This is a genomic window from Thermogemmatispora onikobensis, assembly GCF_001748285.1.
Classification (GTDB): Bacteria; Chloroflexota; Ktedonobacteria; order Ktedonobacterales; family Ktedonobacteraceae; genus Thermogemmatispora; species Thermogemmatispora onikobensis.
In genome coordinates this window covers 24,228-35,293 of sequence record NZ_BDGT01000047.1, presented here as the reverse complement: position 1 = coordinate 35,293, position 11,066 = coordinate 24,228, and the positions used below count along the sequence as shown (strand labels likewise).

At 60.1% G+C, this 11,066-nt stretch carries 8 protein-coding genes; 5 read left to right on the top strand and 3 right to left on the bottom strand.

What is annotated here, in order from left to right:
• The 3 genes from BGC09_RS17565 to BGC09_RS17555 form a co-directional block, all read left to right on the top strand.
• Window positions 1-1,541 (top strand): double zinc ribbon and FHA domain-containing protein (locus tag BGC09_RS17565; protein WP_218104089.1); only part of this gene is annotated, 1,541 nt, incomplete at its 5' end.
• A gap of 536 nt (window positions 1,542-2,077) precedes the next feature.
• On the top strand, window positions 2,078-3,766 hold the full coding sequence (locus tag BGC09_RS17560; RefSeq protein ID WP_176728967.1) for a M48 family metalloprotease: 1,689 nt from the start codon (window positions 2,078-2,080) through the stop codon (window positions 3,764-3,766).
• Between the two features lie 94 nt (window positions 3,767-3,860).
• The gene (locus tag BGC09_RS17555) at window positions 3,861-5,099 is read left to right on the top strand and encodes a M48 family metallopeptidase (RefSeq protein WP_084659057.1); all 1,239 of its coding nucleotides are present in this window, start codon (window positions 3,861-3,863) and stop codon (window positions 5,097-5,099) included.
• Between the two features lie 186 nt (window positions 5,100-5,285).
• On the opposite strand, the gene BGC09_RS17550 is transcribed toward BGC09_RS17555, so the two are convergent.
• The 3 genes from BGC09_RS17550 to BGC09_RS17540 form a co-directional block, all read right to left on the bottom strand.
• The gene (locus tag BGC09_RS17550) at window positions 5,286-6,350 is read right to left on the bottom strand and encodes an LLM class flavin-dependent oxidoreductase (protein ID WP_069805532.1); all 1,065 of its coding nucleotides are present in this window, start codon (window positions 6,348-6,350) and stop codon (window positions 5,286-5,288) included.
• A gap of 309 nt (window positions 6,351-6,659) precedes the next feature.
• Window positions 6,660-6,854 (bottom strand): hypothetical protein, encoded by a 195-nt coding sequence (locus BGC09_RS17545; protein WP_069805531.1) that lies wholly within the window; start codon window positions 6,852-6,854, stop codon window positions 6,660-6,662.
• Window positions 6,855-7,141: 287 nt separating this feature from the next.
• A complete protein-coding gene (locus BGC09_RS17540) occupies window positions 7,142-9,271 on the bottom strand; it encodes a polysaccharide lyase family protein (RefSeq protein ID WP_176728966.1) in 2,130 nt (709 codons plus the stop codon).
• A gap of 297 nt (window positions 9,272-9,568) precedes the next feature.
• Here BGC09_RS17540 and BGC09_RS17535 point away from each other — a divergent pair, with 297 nt between their 5' ends.
• The gene (locus BGC09_RS17535) at window positions 9,569-10,165 is read left to right on the top strand and encodes an RNA 2'-phosphotransferase (protein WP_176728965.1); all 597 of its coding nucleotides are present in this window, start codon (window positions 9,569-9,571) and stop codon (window positions 10,163-10,165) included.
• Window positions 10,166-10,432: 267 nt separating this feature from the next.
• Window positions 10,433-10,984 carry an HdeD family acid-resistance protein gene (locus BGC09_RS17530; protein WP_069805529.1) on the top strand — a complete coding sequence of 184 codons (552 nt, stop codon included), beginning with the start codon at window positions 10,433-10,435 and terminating at the stop codon, window positions 10,982-10,984.
• Window positions 10,985-11,066 lie beyond the last annotated feature (82 nt).

Genomic DNA, 11,066 nt, shown 5'->3' with positions numbered 1-11,066 from the left:
GGCAGCAAACGGCTGCTGCTGAGCCAACAGGGCGAGTTGAGAAGCGCCTCGCTACCGCAGAAGAGGAGAGACCAATGGATGCCCGATTTTATACATCGCAAGATATCGATATACCGCGTCTGGCCACCGATCTGGAGAATGTCTATCGTGCCAAGGGGTATCAGACGCAGCAGTTTAGTAATGCCGATCAGGCCCTGGTGCAGTTGAAGAAGGGCGGCGACTTTGAGGCCGTGCTCGGAATGCAGGCTGCCCTCTCGGTGACGCTGCAGCGTGTCTCGGGGGGAGTGCTGGCGATGATTGGCCAGCAGCGCTGGATGGATAAAGCGGCGGTTGGGACGATAGGAGCTGTGGGCGCGATGGTCATCCCGGTACTGCTGCCGCTGGCGATTACTGCCGGTGTGGGGGCCGTGCGTCAGGCGAGCCTGGCCAATGAGGTGCTCAACATGGTTGATGGCCTGGTGCGCCAGCAGCGTCCCGAGGTACAGATCGGCCCGATTCCCCCTTCGCTTCTGCCGCAGGTTCAGCAACAGTGGGGGGGACCGGCCATGTCGGCGGGTCCCTATGGAGCGGTGCCGACGCCGTCGCCGGGTTCACCGTCCTATGTGCCGCCCTATGTGCCGCCCACGCCTGTGCCAGCAGCTCCCACGGCGATGCCTGCGCGGCCCGCTGCTGGCCTGCGCTGTCCTCAGTGCAACACGCCGTATGAGCCGGGCGATACCTTCTGCTCGGGCTGCGGGCGGGCGCTCAAGCAACTCTGTCCTAATTGCAAAACAGAGCTGAAACCCAATGCGGCCTTCTGCCCGAAGTGTGGGGCTTCAACTTTCCAGTCCCAGGGTTCGGGCGCGCGGGGGGTCCAGCCGCCTGCTCAGCCGGCTCCGTCTCCGGCACCGGCGAAGCCGCCGGTGGCCCCTCCTCCTGCACCGCCAGCGAAGCCACCGATCCAGCCCTATGCTTCCCAGGTACCGGCCAGGCCGCCAGTAATTCCGAAGCCAACGGTGACCTTTATTCCTGGGCCAGGGGCGCAGGATAAGGGTACGGAGACCAGCGCCAGCTCTAGTGCTGAGCCGACGATTGCGGCCTCTTCTGTGCCCACTGTGCAGGTCCCTGGCTCGCAGTCGCCTGCGCCCGCTGTCCCTGCGGCCCCTGTCTCGCCGCCACCTCCTGGCCCTCCCCAGCCGATCAAAGCTCGCCCGGCCAGTGAGCCGCGTCCTGATCCTAATGCGCCGTGGGGACGGCTGATCTTTGGCGATGGTCGTGAGCTTCTCCTGACAGGTGAGCGCCTGGTGGTAGGACGCTACGATCACGACCTGGGCGGCCTGAAGCCCGATATTGATCTGGGCCCGATGGAGCATGCAGACACAGTCTCGCGCGTGCATGCGCTTCTGGAACATATCGGCAGTACCTTTACCCTGACAGACTTGAACAGCACGAATGCGACGCGCATCAATGGGCGGCGCCTGGAACCGGATAAGGCGACTCCTCTCAACGATGGCGACTCGCTCCACTTTGGTAAGGTTAGCTGCACTTTCCACAAGCTCTGAGGAAATGCGGGGCCGCTTCTCCCCGGTCTGATCTGCCTGACTGGCAGACCTGCCGGGGAGAGCCGCAGGCTCCAGAACGGCGCCCTCCCTTTCAGTACTTCCCTTCCTCCTCTGTTGTTCTCCTCGCGGAAAAAATAATGTGATCTCGCTCTCTAGCGTCCCTCCTTGTCAAAAATATATTTATCACTCTTGTGATAAATTATGTTAAATTGAGTGCAATTTCTATCTTCAAAAAATGTATTTTCTTTCTTCTTGTAAATATGAGAGCCACATCTTACTTCACTGTGCACCATAAAAGCCTCTTGTCAGGAGCGGAGTTCCGTCTATAATAGATAAGCATCTGGAAATTTATGAAGGAGAGAGAGAAGGGGACAATGCAGCAGAAGAGAGGGGTGGCAATGGCTAGGACCAATGGCGTATTCCAGCCTTTAAGAGCTATAGCTATTGGGCCAAGGCACGCTCGCTGCTGCGACGTGTCACGCACTGGTGGTTAGAAGAGCATGGCCCGGCAGAAAGAGATGGGAGACCTGAGTAGCATGAGTATGGAGCAGTATATCCCCAGTTACGAGCATTACAGTTATCGTGCGAAAGAAGTGCTGGTACACGCCTGCCGACTGGCGCTGCAGGCAGGGCGGTCGTGGTTAACGGGACCTGACCTTCTGGCAGGACTCCTGGCCGACCCGCAGGAGGAAGGGCCAACCTGTCTCACTCAGTTGGGAATAGATCTCGCGACGCTTAACGGGCGCCTAACACAGCTTATCTTCTCTAGTGTGGCGCTCAGCGAGGAGGTGGGAGTTGAGGGCGGCCTCTCTCAAGCTGCGCGGAGTGCTCTGAACGCTGCCGCTGCTGAAGCCGGCCATCTTGGCCATGAGCGCATTGAACCACTGCATCTGCTGCTGGGGTTGATTGCCTGCCAGCAGCGCCCACTCGCTGAATTCGTGGCTGGGTCCGAGGCTCTAGGGCAGGCTCGCCAGCTTATTCAGCAGAGACTGGCAGCCCGTGCGCAGTCGGGGGCTGAAGTCAAACAGGAGAAACAGGGTAAACTCGAGCCGGAGGTGGTCCTCATAGACATGGCTCACCAACAGGCGATTGTGTCCGCCCAGCGCTCCCTCGTCCGCAAAGTGAGGCTCTGGCTGGCCATCATTGGCTGCCTGCTCTTAGCCTTCGCCTGGTTCCCTTCCGCACCGTTGAGCCTGCTAACAGTGTCGTTCCCTGGGGTGGATGGAGATCTCTTGTTGGCTGATCCGGTCTGGCGTCTCTTGGCCACCCTGAAAGCCTTTCTGATCTACTGGCTTTTGGGCAGCCTGATAGGTTTTGTCCCGCTAGTTCTTCTGCTACTCCAGAGCATCAGGGCGCAGGGCATCCTGCGCTCTTCTCCAGGGTACTGGCTTCGCTTCCAGTTCAGTCGCTGGCTGAGCCTGACGCTGGCTCTCAGCCTGGTGATAGGGCTGGCTGCCGTACTGCAGGTGGCTATGCCGGCCTGGTGGTGGCTGCCAGTCTGGCTGCTCATCGTGATCTGGCTCTTGTTCTCGTGCTGGTGGGTGAGCAGGCCAGCTAGTCTCTTGCCTGCTGCTCGCTACCCGCTCCCCCCGGGCGAAATTCAACAGCGCTGCGCCAATCTCTTACAGCGCCTGAGTCTGAGGCTGGAAGGCATCTATGTCTACGAGACCGAGGGGCAACTGGCCATAGCCAATGCCTATGCCACGGGCCTGGGATCAAGGCGCCGAATCTGGCTAACAGACAGCCTGCTCAAGCATTTCCCGCCTGACGAGATAGAGGTCCTCTGTGCCCATGAGATGGCTCACCATGTCCACAATGACCTTCTCTGGCGTATCGGTTTGAGCGCGCTCTATCACCTGGCCTGGCTTCTCCTCTGGCAGTTGATGCTCGTCTCAAATTTTCCCCTGACCAGCAAGCTAGGTCAGGTGGCGCTCGTCATGGTGCTTCTTGCTCTCTGGCTGAACTACAGAGTCCTCCACAACTCCTTATCCTATCGTCAGGAGATGCGTGCTGATAGGTTTGCCCTGGAACGGACCGGCCTTGTGCGAGCCTACCGCAATGCTGTGATTCGTCTGGCCAATCTCAGTGCCGCGAGCGCGCGAGGAGGTTGGGGGGAACGGCCCACTAACCGCAGCTACCCGTCTTTAGCGCAACGGCTGGCTCAGGCCGATCTGTTCAGCTTGCAGCAGCGAGGGCAGGCGAGCAAGAGCGGCTTGCCCAGATAAGGGCCTGTGCGTTAAGATAAAGCGAAACAGGTTGACACGGGCTAGCCCGGGCACTGCACTGGCGCTTAGCATCGCGTGGAGGAAGGTAGCTTTTATGGAACGAGAGCAGTCTACACAGACTACACAACCAGCGCAGCAGAGAGAAGAGCCGCCAGCCACGACCGCCCAGCTTGATCCCCAGCGGCAGCGGGAGGCGCGTGAGTATGCGCGTCTCCGGCGGAGGCTCTGGCTCGTCGGATTGGCCATCGCCGCTGCTGGCCTGGTGGTTCTCTATCTCTTCCGGCTCGACCTCTGGCTGCGCGACCTCTTGCAGCCGCTGGCCTGGCAGCCGCTAGCGGGCTGGTACCCGCTGCAGGTGGCCGGCTACTTCCTGGTCCTGCTCCTGGTCTACGAGCTGATCAGCGCTCCCCTGACTGTCTATCGCGGCTACGTCCTGCCGCGGCGCTATGGCCTCTCTGTGCAGACGCTGGGGGCCTGGCTAGGCGACCTGCTCAAAGGCTTGCTCTTGAGTATTGTCTTGGAGCTGGCAGCTCTGGAACTCATCTATCTACTGCTGGCCTGGCAGCCGCTGACCTGGTGGCTCTGGGTGGCTCTGGTGATGCTCTTCTTCTCGGTGGTACTGGCCAATCTGGCCCCCATCCTGATCCTGCCCCTCTTCTATCGCTTCACCCCCCTGCCCGATGGAGAGCTAAAAGCGCGCCTGCTGGCGCTCGCCGAGCGTGCTCATACGCGCGTACGCGGTGTCTTCACCATGCACATGAGCAGCAAGACCACCGCGGCCAATGCGGCCCTGATGGGTCTGGGGAACACACGTCGCATCGTCGTGGGCGATACCCTGCTCGACCAATATACGCCCGACGAGATCGAAGTCGTTCTGGCGCATGAGCTGGGCCATCATGTTCACGGCGACATCTGGAAGCTCATCGCCAGCCAGTCGCTCTTGACCCTGGTGGCCCTCTATCTGATCAATGTCACCCTGCACTGGCTGGCCACGCCGCAGTTTGGCTATCACGGCCTGGCTGATCCGGCAACCCTGCCCCTGATCGCTCTGGTCAGTGCTGTGATCGGCCTGATCTTCATGCCTCTGGGTAACGCCATCAGCCGCTATCTCGAATATCAGGCCGACGAGTATGCCCTGCTAACCACGGGCAAGAGCGAGGCTTTTCAGAGCATGATGACGCGCCTGGCCAATCAGAACCTTGCCGAAGCCGAGCCGGCCCCGCTGGTCGAGATCCTCTTTCACGACCATCCTTCGATCAAAAAGCGACTGGAGCATGCCAAAGCGTTTGCGCGTCGCCAGCGTCGCGACGATCTGAGCCTGGCCAGGTCATAATCCTCCTGCAGGTGGCCGGCCAGTAGTGGGTTGGGCTGAGCGAAGAGCAGAGCGACATCCAGTTCACTTCAGTTCAGGCCAGGCCAGGGACGTTGCAACAGAGGAGGGCGAGCAGCGCGTCCGTGGCCTGGGCCTGTCTTCCCTTATCTTGAGCGTGGCAGCAGGCCCGGTCAGGCCAGGCTGCAGTCAGGAGCGCAGGGCCTCCATCAAAGCGCTCAGAAGCTGGCCGGCCTCGTCCACCGAGCCGCCCGGCATGCTCAGCAGCGGCTGATCCAGGCCCTGCTCGGCCCATGCATCGAGCCTGGCCACGATCTCGCGCGGTGTCCCCACGATGGTCACGGCGTCGAGCATCACTGGATCAACGGCCTCGATAGCGCTCTTCATGCCTTGCTTCCAGCCCTCGATGACCGCCTGCACCTGGGTTCCATAGCCGTGGCGGGTCAGCATCTCAGCGTAGTAGACGCCCATCTTCCCGATATAGTAGGCCAGAGGAGCGGCGGCCTGATAGCGAGCGGCCTGGCGCATCTGCTCGTCGGCGTTCTCAGGCAAGATTGCGCTAGTGATATAGGGGGCGATCAGCGCGCTGTGGGGGGGACGTCCGGCTCGTTGCGCGCCCTCATCCAACTGCTGACGCAGCTCCTGCCACTTATGGCCAGGCCAGTAGACTGGCAAGACGCCGTCGGCGATCTCCCCGGTCTGAATCACGTTTTTCGGCCCCATTGCCGCGATGTAGATCGGCACATCCGCGCGCAGCGGCGTAAAACGCAGCTTGAAACCACGCTCCAGCTTGAAGAACTGCCCATGATAGATCAGCTTCTCGTGGCGCAAGATCATCCTGATGATCTCAACGTACTCGCGTGTGCGCTGCAGGGGCTTTTCGAACGGCACGCCGTGCCAGTGCTCGATGACATTAGCGCCCGAAGGGCCGAGACCAAGGATCATGCGCCCCCCAGAACGCTCATCCAGAGTGGCAACAGTGCTGGCGATCAGGGCCGGGGTGCGTGAGTAGATATTAGCAATGCCGGCGCCGAGCTTGATGCGCCTGGTCGCACGAGCCAGGTCGGCCAGCGAGGTAAACAGCTCGTAGCCCCAGGACTCGCCCAGCCAGACAGAGTCGAAGCCCAGCTCATCGGCAATCTTGACCTTCTCGACAATCTCCTGCCAGGCTCCGGGGAATTGCGGCGAATCAGCTACCAGCCCCACACGACTGCGATAAGCCTTCGTCGCTGCAGGCGCGAAATCAGCGCTCATGCCTGCGTACCTCCATTGGTGGAATTTGCTCCTATGCTGAAATTATAGCGCATGCTGGCTGGTCGCTTTGCCTGTCTACCCTGCCCGCCCGTCTGCCTGCCTACCTGTCTGCCTGTCTGTTTGCCTTCCTGAAGGGCGCTTCGTCAGCAGGTGGCCTTCAGGAGCTGGAAGGAGAAAGAACCTTGCTCCCGTTGTGCTGGCCTGCCCTGGCCCGGGACGGGCATCCTCACCCGACCGCGGCGGCAGGCCAGTTCTTTCTAGCCGCTCTCTCTTCTCGCTCAAGGTACTGACTTGCCAGACGAGGCCCTATCAGCATTTCAGTGTCTTTTTGCGCTGCTTCCATTGATCCAGAGAGCGGACCACGAAGCGTGGCTGGCCATGCAGGTAAATGGCCAGGCAATAGTAGTCCGGTTGCCCCACCTCGGGCAAGATGTGGACCTCCACCGTTGGCGCTTCCTGTTGAATGAGTGTCTCTAGCTGCTGTGCCTCTTGATATGTGAGCATAGACGAAACCTTGGCTCATCAGAGCCAGTCTGTGATCGTTTTACCCGCAGTAACGGAGAAGACTGGTTAATCATTGCATTGATAAACGAAAGGGCTAGCACCAGGTGGCGCGCCTTCAACCCGAGAGACTGAGGGAGGAGCGAGAGCCACCAGCGCCGGCAGGCAAGCCCTGGCTGGCAGCCGAGGGGAGAAAGATGCGATCAAGAGAGGCGCCCGTGGTCAGAGGCTGACCACAGGCGCCTTGTCCAAACCAAAGGAGGAGGGGAGAAGGTCGTATGGTTTTGGCTTCAGGAGAGCGCGCAGCTCTGTCCATTCAGGGTGAAGGAGGCTGGCGCAGGATTAGTAGTGGTCCAGGTGCCATTGAAGCCCAGGGTAGTCGAGGCGCCTGGGGCCAGCGTGGCGTTATAGCTCAGGCTGCTTGCGCTTACCTGGCTTCCCTGCTGACTAAAGGTGGCATTCCAGCCCTGAGTGACCGTTTGGCCAGCGCTGAAGACAAAGGTCAGCGTCCAGCCATTGATCGTCGTTGTTCCGCTGTTCGTCAGCGTAATACTGGCCGTGAAGCCACCGGGCCACTGGCTGGTGACGCTATAGCTCACGCGACAGGTGCTCCCCGAGGAAGCGGCGGTCGGGGTAGGTGTAGGGGATGCGGTCGAGCCGCCGGTCACCTGGGGCCCCACCTCCAGCTTGATTGTATCGTACATCGCGCCGCCGCCGCTACTGACCGAAGTCATGGCAAAGGCTACCGTGTTAGTGCCGATCTTCAGCAGCGAGGCCGGGAAGGTAAAGGTCATCAGGTGGTAGTAGCCGCTCTGATTGGCGCTGCGATAAATCGCCGCGTCGTTCGTATAGGCTGGGTACGAACCGATGGCCGTCCCATTTACGCGGACCGTCACGGCGGCAGTACGTGTCATACCGGCCAGCGCCACCGTTAGATGAGCATCGCCGCTGTAGCTTTGGCTGACAGAGAAATTGACATTCCAGGTACCAACCGCCGTCTGGGCATAGTACCAGTTGTTCGCAGGCGTGCTGGAACCGATGGTATAGGTCAGGTTCGCCGGGACCTGGTTCCAAAGACCGTACTGGCGCGGCAGATTGCCTAGCCGGAACTCCGCTGCCTTGCGGTCCGCGGTGCCGATCTGCCAGAGAAGGATACTGTAGCGTACCGGCGTCCAGGTCAAGGTGCCCAGACTGGTGCTCGTCCCAGTCACGTTCACGTTATCCAGCTCGTACTGATCCGTGATATCGCCGATACTGCCGCCGTTGGCCCAGGCGTAGAGACTGTAGCTGCCGGGACGCACCTGGCGAAGCGTGAAGTTGCCGGAGGCGTCGGCCACCGTTGTGAAAATATAGCCGGCCCCCTGGGCATAGACGTCGCCACCAGGCTGGGCCAGTGTGATCTGGGCCCCGGCGGCAGGGCGTCCGTCGGCCAGGCGCAGACTACCTGTCACCGTAGCCCTGTTGAGTGGATAGGCCGGGTTGGAGAGCCAGCTATAGGGCCATTGCTGCTGCTGGAGCGTGGCCTGAGCCTGGGCATCGCTGATACTCCCGTTATTAAAGTAGACAAACCAGGGACCGAAGAGCTTGCCGTTGGGGATCGTCACCTCTGGTGTTCCAAAATGTGCACTAATGAGCATATTGAGAACAACGGCATCGCCGTTACTGCTATCGACGTGGACCGTCAGATCCTGCTTCAGCGGGCCACCATTGTTGTACTCGTGGCTGGGCGAAATCAGCCAGACGCCGTAGCCATTGCCGTAGACGCCGTGCAGCAAATCCTGGCTCATCAGGTAGGTAGCAGCGTCGTATTTCGTATAGATAGTGCCATCGCTCAGCTGATAGGTTGAGTCCTGGAGCACGGTAGCCGACTGAATCTGGCTCAGGGTTGGGAAAGCGATGGCGGTTTCGGCGCCGTTATAGCCTGTGCGGAAGATCGAACCGTCGACACGGTAGAGCGTGCGGAACTCACCAACCGTCCCGATGCCAGTGGCCAGAAAGTAGGAGTAAAGACCGCTCACGCCGCTGCGAACGACGTAGTGCAGCTCGCCCCAGCTACTGATGTAGGCGATATCGACCAGGCTAGAGGTATTGGTCACGACAGTGAGCTGCGTTGGACTGAAGCCCGTGCCACCATTGATCGAGCTGTAAAAGCCCTTGGCTGGCCCAATCAGCTCCTTGCCCTGCCAGACCAGCGAGTAGCCAGTACCGGAGCTGTTAAATTTGACCGTGAAGATACCATTGCCGATCGTCGCGCTCATACCGGAGACGCTCAAGGTCACGGGCGAAGCGGCATGGGCCGGCTCGCCGCGGAGTCCGGGCAGCGTTCTCACCAGTGCCAGACTGCCCAAGACGAGGAAGAGGATCAATAGACGGGAAAGTGCTCCCGGGAGGAGAAGAGCGCGGAGTCTCTTGCCAGACATGCTGCGATTCCTTTCTGAGGCTCGTTCTGCTTTCATCCTGAAAAGCAGCCTAACGCGGTTGACCAAGGCTCCCTGATCTGGCGAGGGCCTGAACAGCCCTCGCTGGTCAATCTCCCTGTACATAGAGAAGTATACATCAAAAGGATTGCAGCTAGCAGGAGGTGAGAAGAATGTCAGGTCAGCTAAAGGGCAAAAAGACGGATGGGGGCGTAAACTTGACAGAGATTGATACAGAGCTTAGCCTTGCGAGGCAGCTTTGAGCATGCTGAGAGAGCAGGAAAGGAGTTTGATCATCTCATGGAGCAGAGAGGAGAGAAGTCAATTGATAATCGCAGTCTGAGCCGGACGATAGCGCACGCTCTGCGGCATCAGCCGGGCCGTTATGGATTAGAACTAGATGAAGAGGGCTGGGTTCCCGTAGCTGACCTGCTGCGTGCCCTGCGCCAGCATCGGGCGAGCTGGCGTGATTTGCGCGAGGAAGACCTGGAGGCCATGATGGCCAGTGCGGAGAAACAGCGCTACGAGCTGCGCGATGGTAAGATCCGGGCCCTCTACGGGCACTCACTGCCGCGTCGTCTACCAAAGCCGGAAGCCACCCCGCCAGAAATCCTCTATCATGGAACCTCGTCGGAGGCCCTGCCAGCGATCCGACAAGAGGGACTCAAGCCCATGCGTCGGCAGTACGTTCACCTGTCTACCGATACCGCTACTGCTCGACAGGTGGGCAGGCGCCGAACGCACCGACCGGTGATTCTCGTGGTACGCGCGCGAGAAGCCAGCGAACAAGGTATCCGTTTCTATCGCGGTAACGACCAGACCTGGCTGGCCGACGCTATTCCTCCGGCCTTTATCCACTTCCCCTCAACAAAGGCGGACCCTGATCCCAACCCTTAAGCTTCTAGCTGGCTGCAGGCTGGCCGACTCGCTTATCGCCTGCCATATCGAGCACCGGCCAGCCCAACCGACCGACGGAGGAGAGGCTGGCCTGTTCCGGGCTGTCTCCAAAAGCCTCTTTACTGCGTGTTTTTCCTATAGATAGATGGATGCAAGATAGGCTCTGCTGTGGTTATTCCTCATGGGAAAGAAAAATTGGCAGAGTCTCTGCCATACAGAGGGAAAGCAGAGTGACCGGTGTGGCACAGGAAAAGGAGCGTGATCGGCATGATGACCGGTTATCAGATCTCGCAGCACTCGTGGTGGATACTGGCCATACGCGGAGTAGCGGCCATTCTCTTTGGCATTGCGGCCCTACTCTGGCCGCATCTTACCCTTCTGGTGCTGATTTATCTCTTTGGAGCCTATGCCCTGGTTGACGGCCTGGTAGCCGTGGCGGTGGCGTTCCAGGAGCGCAACGTTGTCGGTCATTGGTGGATTCTGCTCATTGAAGGGCTGGCTGGCATTCTGGCAGGTCTCCTGGCTTTCTTCTGGCCGGGCATTACGGCCCTGGTTTTGCTCGGCCTGGTAGCCGCCTGGGCCATCCTTACAGGGGTGATCGAGGTGGCGGCAGCCCTGAGTTTCCGACGCGCGTTCGGCTTAGAATGGACGCTGATACTGGCTGGCGCGGTCTCCATTCTCTTGGGGATTGCTCTGGCCTTGAGTCCAGCGGCTGGACTGCTGGCCCTGGTCTGGCTGATTGGTCTCTACGCCATTGTCTTCGGCGTGCTCCAGCTCATCCGCGCCTTCCAGTTCCGCTCTGTGCTCTCCTCATGGTGAGAGCGTCTGCAGCCAGGCCAGCCTGGGGGACGACAGCCGGGCAGGCTCTGGCTGGCCCTGACCAGCTCTGCCCGGCCTGCAA

What these genes read in the sequence shown, in the direction of transcription:
- BGC09_RS17540 (WP_176728966.1), bottom strand. Translation starts at nt 9,271, where the DNA reads ATGTCTGGCAAGAGACTCCGCGCTCTTCTCCTCCCGGGAGCACTTTCC.
- BGC09_RS17530 (WP_069805529.1), top strand. Translation starts at nt 10,433, where the DNA reads ATGATGACCGGTTATCAGATCTCGCAGCACTCGTGGTGGATACTGGCC.
- BGC09_RS17535 (WP_176728965.1), top strand. Translation starts at nt 9,569, where the DNA reads ATGGAGCAGAGAGGAGAGAAGTCAATTGATAATCGCAGTCTGAGCCGG.
- BGC09_RS17545 (WP_069805531.1), bottom strand. Translation starts at nt 6,854, where the DNA reads ATGCTCACATATCAAGAGGCACAGCAGCTAGAGACACTCATTCAACAG.
- BGC09_RS17555 (WP_084659057.1), top strand. Translation starts at nt 3,861, where the DNA reads ATGGAACGAGAGCAGTCTACACAGACTACACAACCAGCGCAGCAGAGA.
- BGC09_RS17560 (WP_176728967.1), top strand. Translation starts at nt 2,078, where the DNA reads ATGAGTATGGAGCAGTATATCCCCAGTTACGAGCATTACAGTTATCGT.
- BGC09_RS17550 (WP_069805532.1), bottom strand. Translation starts at nt 6,350, where the DNA reads ATGAGCGCTGATTTCGCGCCTGCAGCGACGAAGGCTTATCGCAGTCGT.